We start from the raw sequence: 17,074 nt of genomic DNA, 5'->3' as shown, positions 1-17,074 counted from the left end.
GCAGGACAAGCGGCTTACGTAGGCGGAAGTGGCGGCTATTGGGCATGCTGGGCTGCACGCGGCCTGGAATGGCAACGCTCAAGGCCGCTGCGTGCCCCGCTCATGGCGATCCAGCTCGGCAGCATGGTCGGTTCGACGTTCATACGGCAACTTCGTGCTTGGCGGCTCGAACTCAGACCCTGCACTGGCCGCACGGTCAAACCATATAAGTTTGGTAGATGCCCGACTCGGTTTCAAGTGTACTGGCATCTTCGCTATGTCGGCCGTGGTGCGCAGGCCATGGCGCGAACGGTGAGCGTCGACGTGCAATAGAGGCCGCGACGCGTCTAGTTCCACGTGAGCGCTAACCGCGTGCACGCGTATCGCCCATCATGCTCACAATCCGAACATTGTCACCGACACGGTGATGCGCGTGACGATCATCAATAATACCTCGACGATCACGAGCAGCACCAACGGCGACAGGTCGATGCCGCCGAGCGTAGGCACTACGCGGCGCAGCGGGTTCAGCAGCGGCGCGGTCAATTGCAGTAGGATCGCCATCGCCGGGGAGCGCGGGTTGACCCACGAGAGCAGTGCCATGATCAGCGTCAGCCAGATCGTCAGGTTCAACGCCCACTTGACCATCGTCAACAGCGCGATGATGAATCCAGCGGGCAACAGTGAGGCCGGGTCACCCCCAGAGATGGCCACCATCAGGACGATGAACACGATCGCGGTGAGCCAAGCGGCGAACAGGCTCGTCCAGTCGATGCCACGCGCGGCCGGAATGACCCGGCGCAACGGCAGCACAAGCCAGTTGGTTGCCTGAAAGATGCCCTGCGAGACCGGGTTGTACGGCGTGAGCCTGACCACATGCAACCACGCGCGCAGCAGCAGCGCGGCACCGAACAGCGTGAAAATCGTATTGAGCAGAAAGCGGGCAATATCCCCGAACATCTTGTTTTCCTTCGAGTGGCGCAGCCGACGAGTTGTAAGGTACCGGACGCAACGTGTCAAGGGCGCGGCAGCACGCAGCCGGATCGCTGCGCCGCGCCATCGTCGGGTGCCGGTGCGTCCGTGCCATGCTGCAGCGCTGCCGCGACGGTGGCTTCGATCGCGTCAAGCCCGGGCGGCGCCGGCGAGCGTCGGCGTGCCAGCGCGGCCACTCTGCGCGTGAGCATCGCATAGAGTGCCATGTGATCTTCACCCAACGCGGCCAAGGTGTCGAGCTGGCGGCGGATCACTGAAACGTCGCCGCGCGACACTGGCCCAGCGATCGCGCCGGACAGGCCTTTGTCGCGCACCGATTGTAGGGTGCGCTCGAGCATGGGCAGCAATGCGGCCAATGCGACTTCTTCATCCAATCCGATATGTTTCCAGAGTGTGACGTTTTCGTACAGCGACGCCACCACGAAGCTTGCAGCGTAGCTCGCCGCGCCATGATAGAGCATTCGCGCACCAGACGGGATCGACAACGGCACGCAGTCCAGAGCGCTGGCAAGCGCGCGTAGGGCGGTGTCCAGCGGCGCCGGAGCTTCAATCGTGATGGAGCAGCCCGCCAGCCGGTCCACGTCAGCCGCGTGTCCGGTGAACAGGTACAGCGGATGAAAGCCGCCCGTCAAGACGCCTTGGACTCGGGCCGGTTCGAGTAACTCGACGCTGGACGCGCCGCTGCAGTGCACGAGCGCGCATGAACTGGCCCGCGCAGGGGAATAGCATAGTTGAGTGGCCACCGCGCCGATTGCATCATCCGGCACCGTCACGAAGACCAGCTCAGCGGCCTCAATAACGTGTCTCAAATCTGAGACGATTTGGCAGTGTCCTGCCCGCTCGGCAAGTTGCCTGGACGATTCTTTTGAGCGGCTCGCGACCGCGGCAATCCGGTAGCCACTCCGGTGCCACGCTGCGGCAAGCGTTTGGGCGAGCCGTCCGGCGCCGATGAAGCCAATGGTCGGATGAGGTGGAAAAGGCATGGTTCATGCTTAAGTCACGAGAACGGTGTCCATGATAGACCAGTTGTGTATTACTTCGCGTCAAGCGTTATAGCGACGCACTTGCTGCGTCCTCTGTTGCTGCTTGCGCGTTGAATGGTGTGATGCAAGGCGTTTGTCAAGGGACGAGTCGTGGGCCGCAGGTGGCGGGGCGGCCGCGGGCGAGTTGCGTCGCGCTCCATTATTGGCCACAACTCAATCAAAAAACACCTGATCAGGAGATTTGCGCCATGAGCCTCTTTTCGTATCGGAAACACCTACGATTCCTCAATGCGGTCCAGCGCCGCTTGTGGTGGGAGCAAAGGATGCGCTTGACGCCGCGCGTGCGAATCGGTGGCTTGTACGTGCCGCCGAACGTAAGCCGCGAGTTCGCCTATGTAAAAGTGGGCTGACGGTAAGTGGGCTGACGGTACGGTACCCGTAACGGGTGTGCGGCGGGTACGCGGTGTGCATTGGCTGGCCAGGACCGGCGGGGGGATCAATGGCTGGCGAGAACCGGCTGGCGGACCAACGGATGGGGGTCACGCGGAATAGGCTGAGTGGTAGGCTGAGCCTGTGGTGGGTATGTCTTTTCGCGTTGATCGCTGCGTGCATCGAGCGCTGCTTCTCGAGCCGCCGCGCGGGCAGCGCGCTGCCCGCGCGCGTGCCCGGCAGGAAGGCCCAGAACGATTCGCTATGGCGCATGCTGGCCGAACCGGACCAGGACACCGCACACACGTGATGTCTCCGGTTGGGCTCGACAAAAAATACCCATAGGCGACGGGCGCCAAAGTGATCCAGTGACTTTGTAATGAAACTTTAACGACTCGAAGCATCTCGGTCAGCCAATGTTGCGCGGCGAGCGTGGCGTGTTGGTCCGGCGCTGCCTACTCCACCTGTCAGCCGCCCCGCGCCTGGGCTTCGATGATGGCGAGGCTGCCAACAGCACCCGCTAGCCGCCTATTGCGCCTGCATCTCTATTGCATTTTGCAACAATTGGGCCCGGCCATCCGCGCGAATTTTCGGTACAGTGCAATGGTGGTGCCGTCATAGGCGGCATCGTGTTCAGGAGAGAGTAGTGAAAAAGATCGTCCCGATCCTAGTCGGTGTCGTCCCACTGTTGGTGGGGGCGGGCGACGCGCAAGCGCATGTGTCGATTGACGTGGGGATTGGGATTCCTGGTCCGGTGTACGCTACTCCGGTTTATACGCCGCCGCCGCTCGTCTACGCGCCGCCCCCGCCTCCGGTGGTCTACGCACCTGCGCCACCGCTCGTCTATGCGCCGCCGCCCGCGGTCGTTGTGGGCGGCTATAGCGGCTATTACCGGCCGTGGTATCCCCATCCTCATTGGCATGGCGGTTATTATCGGCGCTGGTAGCGGGCGGCAGGCCTGTGCGCCGTCGTGATGATGGCAGGCTGCCGCGCGCACGCCCGCTGGCGCCATCGTTACCCCAGGCCGATCTCCGTCCACAGCGCATCGACGCGCCGCTTGACCGTTGCATCCATCACGATCGGCCGGCCCCATTCGCGGGAGGTCTCGCCGGGCCACTTGTTCGTTGCGTCAATGCCCATCTTGGAGCCGAGTCCGGCCACCGGTGACGCAAAGTCGAGATAGTCGATCGGTGTGTTGTCGACCAGCACCGTGTCGCGGCTCGGATCCACGCGCGTCGTCAGGGCCCAGATCACATCTTTCCAGTCGCGCACATTCACGTCGTCGTCCACCACGACAATGAACTTCGTATACATGAATTGCCGCAAGAAGCTCCAGACACCGAACATCACACGTTTGGCATGGCCGGCATAGCTTTTCTTCATCTGCACGATGGCCATCCGGTAGCTGCATCCTTCTGGCGGCAGATAAAAGTCGGTGATCTCCGGAAACTGCTTTTGCAGCAGCGGCACGAATACCTCGTTCAGCGCGACGCCGAGCACGGCCGGTTCGTCCGGCGGCTTGCCCGTGTACGTTGAATGGTAGATCGCGGCGCGCCGCATCGTGATGCGCTCGACGGTGAACACCGGAAACCACTCTTGCTCGTTGTAATAGCCGGTGTGATCGCCATAGGGCCCCTCCAGCGCATGTTCGTAGCCGCTGCCCGGTCCGGCCACACGAGCGCGCGTCGAAACGGTTCCTGGTTGTGCCGAGCTGTCTTGCACTGTGCTTGCATCGGGATGGATGAACCCCTCTAGGATGATTTCCGCGCGGGCTGGCACCTGCAGCTGCGTCAGTCCGGGCGTCAAGCAATGGGCCAACTCGGTTTTGCCGCCGCGCAGCAAGCCGGCGAACTGATATTCGGACAATGTATCGGGTACCGGCGTGACGGCGCCGAGAATCGTCGCCGGATCGGCGCCGAGTGCGACGGCGACCGGATAGGGCTGGCCAGGATGGGCTAGCGCAAATTCGCGAAAATCCAGCGCGCCGCCGCGATGGGCGAGCCAGCGCATGATCAGCTTGTTGCGCCCGATCACTTGTTGCCGATAGATGCCCAGGTTCTGACGCGGCTTGTTTGGACCCCGCGTGACGGTGAGCCCCCAGGTGATCAACGGCGCCGCATCGTGTGGCCAGCAGGTTTGGACTGGCAGCCGCGCCAGGTCGACATCGCCCCCTTCGATCACGATGTCCTGGCAAGGCGGCGCGCTGACCGTGCGGGGCGCCATGTCCCAGACCGCCTTGGCCAGCGAAAGCAGCCGTGTCGCATCCTTCAGGCCCTTCGGCGGATCCGGCTCCTTCAGCGACGATAATAAGTGACCGATATCGCGCAGCGACGTTAAGGCCGCGTCGTCGGCATCGGCATCGACGCCCATGCCGAGCGCGACGCGACGTGTCGTACCAAACAGGTTGCCAAGCACAGGCATCGTGTGCCCGGCCGGATTCTCAAACAGCAGCGCGGGACCGCCCGCATTGAGCACGCGGTCGCATAGCTCGGTCATTTCGAGCACTGGCGAGACAGCAGCGCGCACCCTTCGCAATTCTCCCAATGCTTCGAGGCGGCTCGCAAAGTCACGCAGGTCTTTGTATTTCATCACACTATACGAACGTCGCCGGCCATGCCGGGCACAAGGGGTACATTTTAGCTTGTGTGTGCGACACATTTGTTGCAAATCGGACCACCTGCGTCTCGGGGCACGCGGCGTGCTTCATTCTCACGTATTGACCGTTTCTTTATAACTAAAGGTATTGACTTCTCGAGTCCTTAGTTTTGATGCTCTATAAAACCCTGTTAGAATCCGACCTCATCAGTGGCGGGACCGCCTCGTAGTCCGCCATCCTGTTTGGCGCTTCGCGTCACGCCGACCCTTCTCGCTAAGGGCGGCGCAAACTGACATCGGCTGGCCCAATATGCCGGCTTTTTGGTGCGGGTGGCCCGCGCGGCTTGATTGACGCGCGCGCAGCGTGTGTCACGAATCCTGACGCCCCCGTCTGCGCAGATGGCGCCTCGCCATCTCTTCCCGGCATCGTCCCGCGGCTAACCAACGCAGGCGATGCCTTGGCCTGTCATGCACATCGGTTGCGACTGCGCTTGTGTGTTCGCACGAAGGTCGTCGTCGCTGCAAGGCACGGCATGACCGGCCATGAACCCTGGGAGCTTGTGAAGTATGAATACTTGGTTAGGTTGGCGACCGAAGCGCGATGTTGTGCAAACGGTACGCGAACTGCTACGCCGCGGCACGCGGCTTTCTTCCATGCTGTTGAGCCTCGTCGGCGCGCTGGCGGTGCTCACGAGCCTGGCATTGTGGTGGCAGCCGGCGCTGCGCGGCACCTTGGCCGCGAAGGTCATGCCGTTGATCGTGGAGGCGGTGCATAACGGCCCGGCGCGATTGCTGTCCGGCCAACCGCTGCCGCCGTTCGCGCCGCATGCCAGACCGGAGGGCGACGCCGCCCCGTTGGGGATGACGCCCGTATCCGCTACGCTCGGCGGCAAAGGGTTCGTCGCGGCGACGCTCGAGCTGGGATATGATGATCTGCCCGGCGGGGCCGCCCTGGGTCCGACCCCGCTCAATGGGCTCGATCCGCACACCCTGCCGTCGGTTGGCACGCTGGCCCGGCTCATCCCGTCCGAGCGTGTTGCCTCCGATGCGCGAGACGATCGCGTACTGGTGTCGGCGCATGAGCAAGCGCTGGTTGCCGCTTACCTTGCACGGCGCTATCGTGTCGCGCAGGAGCCGGTTCGCCAGTTGGTCAAGGCGGCGTTCAACATCGGTCGCGAAGTCGGGCTCGACCCGCTGCTATTGCTGGCGGTGATGGCGATTGAATCGGGCTTCAACCCGTATGCGGAAAGTGGCGTTGGCGCCAAGGGCCTCATGCAGGTGATGTCCAGGGTTCATTCCGACAAGTTTGATTACTTCGGGGGACAGAGCGCCGCGCTGCAGCCGCTGGCCAACATTAAGGTCGGCGCCCTGGTGCTCAAGGACTGCATTGCCCGTGGCGGCTCTGTAGCGGGCGGCTTGCGGCGCTATGTCGGCTCGACATCGCCGAGCGATGGTGGCTATGGCGCGAAGGTGCTGGCCGAGCGCGCGCGGCTGCGGGATGTCGCGCGCGGACGCAGGGTGCCAGTTCGCGCCCCGCAATCGCCTGCGCCAATGCTTGCATCGACAACGCCGCAGACCAATGCATCGACGCAACGGGTGCCGGTCACGCTGGGTGCTGAGCCTTCGGCTGTCATGCAGAAGGCGCCTGCCGGCGCCGATACGCATGCGCAGGACGACGCCGGCGTCAGTACCGTGTCGAAACATACCGAGCAGTTGGCCGACATCGGCGCTTGATCAGTGTCGGGTGCTGCACAGCCGGTGGGGAAGAGGCGGTGGCAGCGCCCACTTAAGACGCGTCAAACAGGGCGTGCAGCCGTGCGATAGCCTGTTGCAGCCGCTCGTACGATGTCGCGTATGAAATTCGCAGGTAGTCGTGCGGCGCATGCACGCCGAAGTCCAGGCCCGGCACCATGCTGACCTTCGCTTCTTGAAGCATCACGGACGCGAGCGCCGCGCTGTCCGACGCAGCCTGGTGTGCGATGCCGCGGCAGTTCGCATAGACGTAGAACGCGCCATCCGGCAGGACCGGTATGCCGAAACCCAATTCGCGCAACGCCGGTACTAGGAAGTCGCGCCGTCGCTTGAACTCGAGCCGCCGTTGCTCGTAGATCTCGAGTGACGCGGGCTCGAAGCAGGCGAGCGCCGCGTGCTGCGCGAGCGCGGACGCGCAGATGAATAGGTTCTGCGCGAGCTTCTCGAAGGCCGGCACCCAGTGCGGCGGCACCACGAGCCAGCCCAGGCGCCAGCCCGTCATACTGAAGTACTTCGAAAAACTATTTACGGTCACGACATGATCGTGTGCGCCGTGCAGTGACAGCGCCGAGACGGGCGGCGCATCATAGGTCAGTCCCTGATAGATTTCGTCGACGATCGCGAAGCCGCCGCGGGCGCGGACCGTATCGACAATGCGTTGCAGCTCGTTCGCGTCGATCGACGTGCCGGTGGGGTTCGACGGCGACGCGAGCAGCACGCCGCGAGTGTTAGCGCCCCAATTCTGCTGCACGTGCGCCGCGCTCAACTGAAAGCGTTGTGCCGCGTCGCTCGGCACTAGAACCGCCCGGCCCTCGAAGGCGGTGACGAAGTGGCGGTTGCACGGATAGGTCGGATCCGGCATCAGCACTTCGCCGTCGCGATCTACCAGCGCCGCGCAAGCGAGCAACAGCGCCGCGGAGGCGCCGGCCGTTACGACGATGCGTGCCGGTTCGACATCGATGCCGTACACACGCCGGTAATGCATTGCAATGGCTTCGCGCAACGGCGTGATGCCCAGCGCCGGCGTGTACTGCGTGAGGCCTCGGCGCAGTGCCGAGACCGCCGCTTCGGCGACGGGCGGTGGAGCCGTGAAATCGGGCTCGCCGATGCTCATGTGGATCACGTCATGGCCTGCCTGCTCGAGGCGGGTGGCCTGCTTGACGAATTCCATGACCTGGAATGGCTCGATCCGGTCGATGCGTGAAGCGAGTCGAGCGGCCCGGGCGGTGTCGAGCGGATCCGGCATCGAATCAGTATCGGTCATGCAGCATTCCTGGCGGACGCGACAGCGCGCATTTAACCGCGAGCCTTGACTTCGTCGGCGCGCATGGTCACCGCGAGCTTGTCGAGGACGCCGTTCACATACTTGTAGCCGTCGGCACCGCCAAATGTCTTAGCCAATTCGACGGCCTCGTTGATCACAACCCGGTACGGGATCTCGAGATGATGCTGGAATTCATATGCCGCAATGAGCAGCACCGCCCGTTCGACCGGCGACAGCTGGTCGATTGGGCGATCCAGGAACGGCATGAGCGCTTCAGTCAGCGTCGCCGACTGCTTGATCACGCCATGCAGCAGCGCATCGAAATGGTCGCGATCCGCTTTGTCGAAGCCGGGCTGCTCGCGCATGGCTGCGTCGATTTCGCCCGGCGCCGCACCCGACAGCAGCCACTGATATAAACCTTGCGTGGCCAACTCGCGCGAGCGACGGCGAGCACTTCTCGTTGTCATGCTCGATCCTCGTCTGCCGCTTCGTCTTCCTCGTCCTCGTCGTCATCTTGACCGAGTTGGTCGAGCGCGGACGATAGGTTCGCCATTTCCACCGCAACGCGTGCCGCATCGCGGCCTTTCTCAGCCATTCTCGCGATCGCCTGCTCGTCGTTCTCGGTGGTTAACACCGCGTTGGCGATCGGCACGCCGAAGTCCAATGCAATCCGGCTGATGCCCGCGCCGCTTTCGTTGGACACCAGCTCGAAGTGATAGGTCTCGCCGCGAATCACCGCGCCGAGCGCGATCAGCGCGTCGAACTGGCCGCTCTCGGCAAACTTTTGCAGCGCGAGCGGAATTTCCAGGGCGCCGGGCACCGTGACGAGCAGCACGTCCTCGCCCGCGACGCCAAGGCGCTCGAGTTCCTCGACACAGGCGTCGACCAGCCCGTTGCAGACCGGCTCGTTGAAGCGGGATTGGACGATGCCGATGCGCAGTCCGTCACCCTCGTGATTCGGTTGATATTGTCCGATTTCCATGAATGTTCCATTGATATGTTGGGCGAGGCGGGACGCCGGCCGCCGGGCCATGATCCAGAATAGGCAGATACCGCGCGCGTCGCCCTATTCGTGCGAACGCGGGCCGCTGCCCGCGAATCCGTGTGCTGCTGCCGGCATGGGCTCGAAACCGGTGACCTCGAGGCCGTACCCCGACATGCTGCCCATCCTGCGCGGATTCGACAAGACTCGCATTTTGCCGACATGCAACTCATGCAGAATCTGCGCGCCGACGCCGTACGTCTTGAAGTCAACTGGACGGCGCTTGAGTTCGGCTGCCTTGTCCTGCCGCTCGAACGCCTCGAATACATCCAGCAGCCGCTCGCCGGACTCGTGCACGTTCAGCAACACCAAGACGCCGGGTTCCCGCTGGGCAATCTCGCGCAGCGCCGCATCCAATGTCCAGGAGTGTGTACTGACACCCGTTTCAATCAAATCGAGGATCGACAGCGGCTCGTGTACCCGTACCAGGGTTTCGACTTCTGGCGATGGCTGCCCGCGCACCAGCGCTAGATGCGGCGCACCGCTCGGCTTGTCGTGGAACAGCACCGCATTGAACGGTCCATGCGCGGTATGCATCGTGCGCTGCGCTACGCGCTCAATGATCGATTCGGTGCGACTGCGGTACTGGATCAAGTCCGCAATCGTGCCAACCTTCAACCCGTGCTGCGCGGCGAATTCGACGAGGTCGGGCAAGCGGGCCATGGTGCCATCGTCCTTGATCACCTCGCAGATCACCGATGCCGGCGTGAGCCCGGCCAGCGCCGTTAGGTCGCAACCGGCCTCGGTATGGCCGGCGCGCACCAGCACGCCACCAGGCTGCGCCATGATTGGAAACACGTGTCCAGGCTGCACGATATCCTCGGCTCGGGCGCCGCGCGCGACGGCCGCCTGGACCGTGCGGGCGCGGTCGGCAGCGGAGATGCCGGTGGTCACGCCTTCCGCGGCCTCGATGCTGACCGTAAACGCCGTGCCATATTGCGTGCCGTTGCGATGCGTCATCAGCGGCAGATTCAATGTGCGGCAGCGCTCCTGCGTCAGCGTCAGGCAGATCAGCCCGCGGCCATAGCGAGCCATGAAGTTGATCGCTTCTGGTGTGACGAAATCAGCGGCCAGCACCAAGTCGCCCTCGTTCTCGCGATCTTCTTCGTCGACGAGGATGACCATTCTGCCGGCTTTGAGTTCGGCAATGATCTCTTGCGTGGAAGCGAGTGTCATGGTGGACGATGGTGGCGCGAGAGGAAAACCGCTATTTTACGTCAGCACCGCGTCAAGAGCCGATTTCTATGCTGGTTCTGCGAGTGCGCAGGCGATGAAGCGGGCGACGCTGTCCACACAGGACACACACTCATCGGTATAGCCGATCCGTGCAAAGGCGCTGGCGGGGCCGACGCATATCAGCGGCTTGCGCCAGCGTTGCGCCAACGAGATTTCGTCGGCGGTACCGTGGCCGCCCGGCAACGCGACGATGACGTCGCTGCTCAGCACGTTGACGTGGTTGCGACTGACGTGATTGGGCGGCACGCCGGCGTCATGGCGGGCAGTGGCGTGCTGATCGGCAGATCGACAAACCGATTCGGATAGCCGTCCAGCGGCACGAAGCCGGCTACCGGATCGGCGCGTGTGGGCACGATTGCAATTGAGCGGCCCGTGCGTGCGCTGACGCTGCAGAAACCGCGTGCGACGCTGAGCATTACGCCCTGGCCGCCGCCGGTCAGCAAGTTGTAGCCGTTTTCGGCGATCCATCGGCCGAGCGGCTCGGCCAGTTCCGTCCAAGGCTCGGTGCCCGAGCCCATGACACCGATTGTCTTGGTTAGCATGAGGAGGCGACGACGTGATAATGACGATCGAAGTACACCAAGGCGTCGATTGGCGCCGGGCCGAGCCGCAGATCGAATACGTCGGCGACGATGACGCTATGCGTGCCATGTCGAGTAACGCTCGCGATGCGACAATCGAATGTGGTCAATGCGTCGCCAAGCACCGGCGCGCCAGTGTACATCGTGCGCCAGCGCACGTGCACAAAACGTTCGACTGAGGGCGCCTATGCGCAGGCCTTCAAAAAATGCTATGGCTATCTACCCAGCCGGCCCCCGATGGTGTCGTAGCTCCCGCGCAATGTAGCGGCCATCGTCCATTGCGCCCGGGACACATGATTTTTGGATGGTCATCCAACGCATATTTTGCGGTTGTTCGGCCAAACATGCCGTCCTATCTCTGCGCGTTAGCGCATGCTTTGCAGCAGTAGCGGTGCTGCGCCTCTTGCCCCTTTTCGCGTGCCTGACTAAATGACTTGGCTGTTGAGCTGCGATTCGACCTGATAAATTGGCGATATTATTGAGCAGGCCGGTGATTCCAATTACCGTCGCCATGACGGCAAGCGGCTTTAAACCGGCGTTTCGGCGCGTGCAGCAGAGCGGCGACTTTGATTGCGCGTTTGCCGTCGTCGCGATGATCGTCCATGCCGCTCTTGACAAGGTGCGTCGCGTGGCCATCGAGTGGTTCGATCACCCCACACACGGCCGGTTTAGGCGCGACGTCGGCAGACGATAAATCCTTGAAAATCCGATTACTTCAATGATGGGTAGCCGTCCTGAGACGCGCTGAGCATCCGCTCGACATACCGCGCAATCATATCGACTTCGAGATTGACTGCGTCGCCAACGCGCAGGTGCCGCAGCGAGGTCATCTGTATCGTATGCGGGATCACGTTGATCGAGAACTCGCACCCATCGTCCCGGTCCTGTACGGCATTGACTGTCAGGCTGACACCGTTGACCGTGACGGACCCCTTGTACGCGAAGTACTTCGCAAGCAAGGACGGTGCGACGATGCATAATTCGTGCGATTCTCCCACCGGCTCGAAGCGGCTGACCTGGCCGAGCCCGTCGACATGTCCGCTGACTAGGTGGCCGCCCAGGCGTTCATGCGCACGCAGCGCTTTTTCGAGGTTTACTTCGCCGGGCTGTGCGAGCCCGGTGGTGCAGTTCAGCGTTTCCCGCGATACGTCGACCTCGAACTGCGTCGATGTCTTGTCGATGACCGTCAAGCACGCACCTTGCACAGCGATGCTGTCGCCCAGCTCGACATCGGACAAATCGAGCGTGCCGGCGGCGATCACGAGGCGCGCGCCGTCCTCGACAGATGCGCCCAGCGGGGTGACCGATTCAATGCGGCCGATCGCCGCGACGATGCCTGTGAACATACAAGAGAATCCCTTCAGTGTGAGCGCGGATCGCCCGTTTGCAGGGCGTTGTCGGATGCGGTCGCCACGAGCCTGGCGAGGACTCGTAGATCCTCGCCGATCCGCTCGATCGAATGATATTGCAGCCGTACTCGTCGATCGAGCGCCGGCGGCGGCTCGAGGTTGAACATGCCGGTCGCGTTGCCGAGCAGGGCTGGGGCGATGTAGAGCAGCAGCTCGTCAACGCAGCCTTCGCGCAACAATGAACCGTTGAGCTTGTAGCCCGCCTCGACATGCAATTCGTTGGTGCCACGCGCAGCAAGCAGCCGTAGCGCAGCCGGCAGGTCCACCTTGCCGGACCGGTTCGGCAATGCAATCACTTCGGCGCCGGCCGCGCGTAACGCATGCGCACGCGGGGCGAATTCTCCATCGTCGCGCGCGCAGATGATCAATGGTGGCGCGCCAGCTAGAATTCTTGCATCCAGCGGCACGTCCAGACGGCTGTCCACCAGCACGCGCAGCGGTTGGCGAGGCGTGGGCACCGCGCGCACGGTCATCTGCGGATCGTCTTCGCGCACCGTGCCGATGCCGGTAAGGGTTGCGCACGCGCGGGCGCGCCATGCGTGTCCGTCCGTGCGTGCGGCACTCGACGTGATCCACTGGCTTTGACCGTTCGGCAACGCGGTGCGACCGTCCAACGTCGCGGCGATCTTGAGCCGCACCCACGGAACGCCACGCGTCATCCGCGACACGAAGCCGACGTTTAACTCCTGCGCCTCGTGCGCAAGCAGTCCACAGCGTACGTCCACGCCCGCATCGCGCAGGCTGGCCAGGCCACGGCCGCTGACCTGCGGGTTCGGGTCCTCCATCGCGGCGATCACCCGTGCAATGCCGGCCTCGACCAGTGTATTCGCGCAGGGTGGCGTGCGACCGAAGTGGCTGCAAGGCTCCAGCGTTACATAGGCGGTGGCGCCGGCGGGGGTGTACCCGCGCGAGCGTGCGTCTTTCAGCGCGCAGATTTCCGCGTGGTCCTGCCCGGCCGGCTGCGTGAAGCCTTCGCCGATGATTTCGCCATCCTTGACGAGCACGCACCCCACGCGTGGGTTCGGTGACGTCGTGTATAACCCGCGCTCGGCGAGCACGAGCGCGCGCTGCATTTGCAAACGATCAAAGTCCGAAAACATGGTAGGAGACCAGTGTTCAGCGTTGCAGCGCAGCGAACACGGTGCGGGCGATCGACAGCGTTTCGTCGATGACCGTGTCGTCGTGCGTGATTGATACGAAGCCGGCCTCGTATGCTGAGGGAGCAAAATGCACGCCGGCATCGAGCATTGCGTGGAAGAACGCGTTGAAACGGGGTACGTCGCAGCGCATCACCTCGGCAAAGCTGCACGGCACTTGCGAGGCGAAATACAGGCCGAACATGCCGCCCAGCGAGTCCGCGCTGAACGGCACGCCCGCGTCGCGCGCGGCCGCCTGCAGCCCACCGGCGAGCCGCGCGGTCTGCTGGGACAGGCGGTCATAGAAGCCGGGCGCCTGAATCTGGCGCAGCGTTTCGAGGCCGGCGGCGACCGCGAGTGGGTTGCCTGACAAGGTGCCGGCCTGGTAGACGCCGCCGAGTGGCGCCAGGTGCGCCATGATTTCGCGTCGGCCCCCGAACGCGGCAATTGGCATGCCGCCGCCGATCACCTTGCCCAGGCAGGTCAGGTCCGGCACGATATTGAATAGCTGCTGCGCGCCGCCAAGCGCGACACGAAAACCGCACATGACCTCGTCAAAGATCAGCACGCTGCCGTACTCGGTGCACTGCTTGCGCAACGCGGTGAGGAATTCGTTCGACGCCCGCACGAGATTCATGTTGCCCGCGACCGGCTCGACGATGACCGCTGCGATTTCCGTGCCGAATGCGCTGAATGCTTCGCTCAACTGCTCGACGTTGTTGTACTCGAGCACGGTGGTGTGATGCGCGATGTCGGGCGGCACACCGGCCGAGGTGGGATTGCTAAACGTCAGCAGTCCGGACCCGGCCTTCACAAGCAGGCTGTCGGCATGGCCGTGATAGCAACCTTCAAATTTGACGATGCGGCTGCGTCCAGTGAACCCGCGGGCAAGCCGCAGCGCGCTCATCGTGGCCTCGGTGCCACTCGAGACCATGCGGATTTGCTCGATCGATGGCATGAGGCGGCAGATTTCCTCGGCGATTTCGATCTCCGCCTCGGTCGGCGCGCCGAATGAGAAGCCCGACGCGAGCGCGCGCTGTACCGCGGCCAGTACGTCTGGATTGAGGTGTCCGAGGATCATCGGGCCCCACGAGCCGATGTAGTCAATGTAGCGCTGCCCGTCTGCATCCCATAAATACGGGCCGTGCGCGCGTGCGATGAAGCGCGGCGTGCCGCCGACCGAGCGGAAAGCGCGCACCGGCGAATTGACGCCGCCCGGAATCGTGCGCTGGGCCCGTTCGAAAAGAAGTTGGCTCTTGGACATCGAATCCATCTCGCATTGCAGCAATGACATCCGTGCATTGTACCGGAGCAGCGCGCGACGCCGTCGCGTACAATGAAATTGTTAACTTATGAAAGGTCGTGCGCGCGGCCTCCCGCAGCGTCTCCATGCCCGCTTCCCCCACTGCTCGCCGCCGGCCCGATTGGCGCTTGATTCTCTTGCTTGGCGCGCTCGCCGCGTGTGGCCCGATCTCGATTGACATGTACCTGCCGAGCCTGCCATCGCTGGCAGCGGCATTCGACATCAGCGCCTCGGCCGCACAGGTGACGTTGACCAGCTTCATGTTCGGCTTCTCGATGGGCATGCTGCTGTATGGCCCATTGTCCGACGTCTATGGTCGGCGCCCGATCTTAATCGGCGGCATCGTGCTGTATGGGCTGGCCAGCATGGCCTGTGCGCTTGCGCCGTCAATCGGCTGGCTGATCGCGGTGCGCTTTCTGCAGGCGCTGGGCGCCGGCGCTGCGTCGGTGCTTGCGCGTGCGATTGCACGAGATGTGCATGGCCCGACCGATGCAGCCCGCGTGCTGTCGATACTGGCCATCGTTACTTCGATCGGGCCGTTGCTCGCGCCGCTGGTGGGCGGGCAGCTACTGCTGCTCGGCGGCTGGCGCGCGGTATTTGGAGCGCTGGCGCTGTTCGGCACGGCCTGCGCCATCACGGCGGTGCGCAAGGTGCCGGAAACGTGGCCGCCGCATAAGCGGCATGAGAACGCGCTCACCGCGTCATTTGCCGTGTACGGGCGCTTGCTGACCGACCCGGCGGCGTGGGGCTACATACTGTGCGGCGGCATGGCGTTCGCGGGCATGTTCGCGTACATCACGGCCACGCCGTTTGTCTACATCGATTACTTTCATGTGTCGGCGCAGGCCTATGGGTTGTTTTTTGCGCTGAATATCGTTGGCATCATGGCGGGGAATGTCCTCAATGTGCGGCTGGTCGGCGCGCTCGGCGCACTGCGCATGATCTCGGCCTCGTCGCGGGTGTGCCTGCTCGCCTCGCTCGGCGTGTTCGTGGTCTGTACCACCGGTTGGGGCGGCTTGCACTCGATCGTTGCGACGCTATTTTTTATGGTTAGCATGGTTGGTGTGCTCGGCGCGAACTGCACGAATGATTTGATGCACCGCTATCCGCGCAACGCCGGCGCGGCGGCGGTGTTCGGCGCGATGCAACTGGCGCTCGGCGCGCTGTCGAGCCTGGCGGTCGGCGCGTTGCAGGATGGCTCGCCGCGCGCCATGGGGATCGTGATCGGTGCCTGTGGCGTGTTGACCTATATGGGATATCGACTTGTGGCCCGCTCGCACCGGCTGCCGGCCATGGGTTGAGTGCCGGCCAGCGGCAGCGAGCGAGCAAGGCACAGGGCACAGGGGCGCCAGTGGCGAAAGAGGCTAGCGACAGCCCGCCAAGCGGGTTTCAGTCAGCCGTATCGCTCATCGCGCGTTTGGTCGAACGCGACGCGTCGCCGCCACTGTCAGCGGGCGCATCGCCGGGCAGCGTCTCGATCAGCGTGTCTAACAGGCGGTAGGCCTCGGCCAGTGTCTTCGCGCCGATCTTGTGCTCCAATGACCGGTATTGTCCGTCGATCAGTGGACTAATCTGCTTGACGAGCGCCTGGCTTTGCGGCGTCAGGCTCACGATCACTTTACGCTGGTCGGAGGCGACGCGCGAACGGCGGATCAGCCCATCCCGATCCATCCGTTCAAGCACTCCAGTCAGGCTCGGACTGAGAATGCAGCAAATTCGCGCGATCTGCCCCGCTTCCATTTCCTGACGCGGATGGTCGTTCAGCGCGCGTATGATTCGCCACTGCTGCTCGGTTAGCGAGAATTGCTTAAGCACTGGGCGGAACATGCCCATGACGCTTTCGCGGGCTTGGAGCAGGAGCATCGCGAGGTTGCGATGGTCGAATTCACCGGTCATCGTCGTGTGGAGTCAGGCGTGTGGCGAGGCAACCTATTATACGTTCCGGAACGCGGTGTTCTCGCGCGGTGGCCGATCCTGTTGCCAATCGTGCTGTTCGGGATAACAGCAATGCAACTGGCGCATCACTGGGCGCCGCGTGGCGATGCGCGGCGCAGTAATGCGGGCCGGTGATGTGTATTTGCGTGGGATGACGAAACAATGGTCGGTGCGCCAGCCGTCATGCAACACGCTGTTCGCTCTTCGGCACGGCCTGTCACCGTCAGGCCCTTTCATTGGTACCCCTGGTGGGTCATGTCGTCGTTGAGCACGACGGCTGCTTTGGGCTCGCCGCCTAAGGTTCCCATGCAGCACCACTGCCAGCGCCTGGACCACCTGGACCACCTGGGCCGTCGCGGCGCTAGATACCAAGCCGGCGGCGCACAGGGTGCCGATGATCGCGCAAAATCCATAGTTTATCTCTTCCAGTGCACCCG

18 protein-coding genes and 1 pseudogene are annotated in these 17,074 nt (G+C 63.4%); 6 read left to right on the top strand and 13 right to left on the bottom strand.

Annotation, left to right across the window (positions count from 1 at the left end; all coding sequences use genetic code 11):
* Positions 1–375 precede the first annotated feature (375 nt).
* Both IHE30_RS12035 and IHE30_RS12030 read right to left on the bottom strand, forming a co-directional pair.
* Positions 376–939, bottom strand: coding sequence for a YggT family protein (locus IHE30_RS12035; protein WP_337690885.1), 564 nt, complete (start codon positions 937–939; stop codon positions 376–378).
* 56 nt (positions 940–995) lie between these two features.
* Complete coding sequence (locus tag IHE30_RS12030) at positions 996–1,955, bottom strand: Rossmann-like and DUF2520 domain-containing protein (protein WP_337690883.1); 960 nt, start codon at positions 1,953–1,955, stop codon at positions 996–998.
* Between the two features lie 248 nt (positions 1,956–2,203).
* Here IHE30_RS12030 and IHE30_RS12025 point away from each other — a divergent pair, with 248 nt between their 5' ends.
* The 3 genes from IHE30_RS12025 to IHE30_RS12015 all read left to right on the top strand — a co-directional run bounded on the left by IHE30_RS12025 (position 2,204) and on the right by IHE30_RS12015 (position 3,330).
* Entirely contained in the window at positions 2,204–2,365 is a 162-nt protein-coding gene (locus tag IHE30_RS12025; protein WP_337690918.1) for a hypothetical protein, read from the top strand.
* A gap of 89 nt (positions 2,366–2,454) precedes the next feature.
* Positions 2,455–2,694: a hypothetical protein gene (locus IHE30_RS15220; RefSeq protein WP_443193659.1), complete on the top strand. Its 240-nt coding sequence runs from the start codon at positions 2,455–2,457 to the stop codon at positions 2,692–2,694.
* Between the two features lie 336 nt (positions 2,695–3,030).
* Positions 3,031–3,330 carry a hypothetical protein gene (locus IHE30_RS12015; protein ID WP_337690882.1) on the top strand — a complete coding sequence of 100 codons (300 nt, stop codon included), beginning with the start codon at positions 3,031–3,033 and terminating at the stop codon, positions 3,328–3,330.
* Between the two features lie 68 nt (positions 3,331–3,398).
* On the opposite strand, the gene IHE30_RS12010 is transcribed toward IHE30_RS12015, so the two are convergent.
* The gene (locus tag IHE30_RS12010; RefSeq protein ID WP_337690881.1) at positions 3,399–4,973 is read right to left on the bottom strand and encodes a UbiD family decarboxylase; all 1,575 of its coding nucleotides are present in this window, start codon (positions 4,971–4,973) and stop codon (positions 3,399–3,401) included.
* A 573-nt stretch (positions 4,974–5,546) separates the two neighbouring features.
* Here IHE30_RS12010 and IHE30_RS12005 point away from each other — a divergent pair.
* Positions 5,547–6,713: a lytic transglycosylase domain-containing protein gene (locus IHE30_RS12005; protein WP_337690879.1), complete on the top strand. Its 1,167-nt coding sequence runs from the start codon at positions 5,547–5,549 to the stop codon at positions 6,711–6,713.
* A gap of 52 nt (positions 6,714–6,765) precedes the next feature.
* Here IHE30_RS12005 and IHE30_RS12000 read toward each other — a convergent pair whose 3' ends face one another.
* The 6 genes and pseudogenes from IHE30_RS12000 to IHE30_RS15215 form a co-directional block, all read right to left on the bottom strand.
* Positions 6,766–7,995, bottom strand: a complete 1,230-nt coding sequence (locus IHE30_RS12000) for a pyridoxal phosphate-dependent aminotransferase (RefSeq protein ID WP_337690878.1) — start codon at positions 7,993–7,995, stop codon at positions 6,766–6,768.
* 32 nt (positions 7,996–8,027) lie between these two features.
* On the bottom strand, positions 8,028–8,462 hold the full coding sequence (nusB, locus tag IHE30_RS11995; protein ID WP_337690877.1) for a transcription antitermination factor NusB: 435 nt from the start codon (positions 8,460–8,462) through the stop codon (positions 8,028–8,030).
* Positions 8,459–8,977: a 6,7-dimethyl-8-ribityllumazine synthase gene (ribH, locus tag IHE30_RS11990; RefSeq protein ID WP_337690875.1), complete on the bottom strand. Its 519-nt coding sequence runs from the start codon at positions 8,975–8,977 to the stop codon at positions 8,459–8,461. The genes nusB and ribH overlap by 4 nt, the downstream gene beginning before the upstream one ends.
* An 84-nt stretch (positions 8,978–9,061) precedes the next feature.
* A complete protein-coding gene (gene ribBA, locus IHE30_RS11985) occupies positions 9,062–10,213 on the bottom strand; it encodes a bifunctional 3,4-dihydroxy-2-butanone-4-phosphate synthase/GTP cyclohydrolase II (protein ID WP_337690873.1) in 1,152 nt (383 codons plus the stop codon).
* A gap of 66 nt (positions 10,214–10,279) precedes the next feature.
* Positions 10,280–10,815: pseudogene (locus tag IHE30_RS11980) on the bottom strand (DNA-binding protein).
* Positions 10,809–10,997 (bottom strand): flavin reductase family protein, encoded by a 189-nt coding sequence (locus IHE30_RS15215; RefSeq protein ID WP_443193658.1) that lies wholly within the window; start codon positions 10,995–10,997, stop codon positions 10,809–10,811. Before IHE30_RS15215 ends, IHE30_RS11980 begins: the two are co-directional and overlap by 7 nt.
* A 368-nt stretch (positions 10,998–11,365) precedes the next feature.
* On the opposite strand from IHE30_RS15215, the gene IHE30_RS11970 reads away from it, so the two are divergent.
* Complete coding sequence (locus IHE30_RS11970) at positions 11,366–11,548, top strand: hypothetical protein (RefSeq protein WP_337690870.1); 183 nt, start codon at positions 11,366–11,368, stop codon at positions 11,546–11,548.
* Between the two features lie 16 nt (positions 11,549–11,564).
* Here IHE30_RS11970 and IHE30_RS11965 read toward each other — a convergent pair whose 3' ends face one another.
* Genes IHE30_RS11965 through hemL form a run of 3 tightly spaced genes read right to left on the bottom strand, consistent with a single transcriptional unit; the run spans position 11,565 to position 14,663 of the window.
* On the bottom strand, positions 11,565–12,200 hold the full coding sequence (locus IHE30_RS11965; protein WP_337690869.1) for a riboflavin synthase: 636 nt from the start codon (positions 12,198–12,200) through the stop codon (positions 11,565–11,567).
* Positions 12,201–12,214: 14 nt separating this feature from the next.
* Entirely contained in the window at positions 12,215–13,363 is a 1,149-nt protein-coding gene (ribD, locus tag IHE30_RS11960) for a bifunctional diaminohydroxyphosphoribosylaminopyrimidine deaminase/5-amino-6-(5-phosphoribosylamino)uracil reductase RibD (RefSeq protein ID WP_337690868.1), read from the bottom strand.
* Between the two features lie 16 nt (positions 13,364–13,379).
* Positions 13,380–14,663, bottom strand: coding sequence for a glutamate-1-semialdehyde 2,1-aminomutase (gene hemL / locus IHE30_RS11955; RefSeq protein WP_337690867.1), 1,284 nt, complete (start codon positions 14,661–14,663; stop codon positions 13,380–13,382).
* Between the two features lie 125 nt (positions 14,664–14,788).
* On the opposite strand from hemL, the gene IHE30_RS11950 reads away from it, so the two are divergent.
* Positions 14,789–16,003 (top strand): Bcr/CflA family multidrug efflux MFS transporter, encoded by a 1,215-nt coding sequence (locus IHE30_RS11950; protein ID WP_337690866.1) that lies wholly within the window; start codon positions 14,789–14,791, stop codon positions 16,001–16,003.
* Positions 16,004–16,091: 88 nt separating this feature from the next.
* Here the strand turns inward: IHE30_RS11950 and hpaR are convergent, their stop codons facing one another.
* Positions 16,092–16,598 (bottom strand): homoprotocatechuate degradation operon regulator HpaR, encoded by a 507-nt coding sequence (gene hpaR, locus IHE30_RS11945; protein WP_337690864.1) that lies wholly within the window; start codon positions 16,596–16,598, stop codon positions 16,092–16,094.
* Positions 16,599–17,074 lie beyond the last annotated feature (476 nt).

It is taken from the genome of Mycetohabitans sp. B46 (genome assembly GCF_037389205.1).
Lineage (GTDB): Bacteria > Pseudomonadota > Gammaproteobacteria > Burkholderiales > Burkholderiaceae > Mycetohabitans.
Note: the sequence above shows the minus strand (reverse complement) of the source record. Positions and strands in the feature narration are given on the sequence as shown.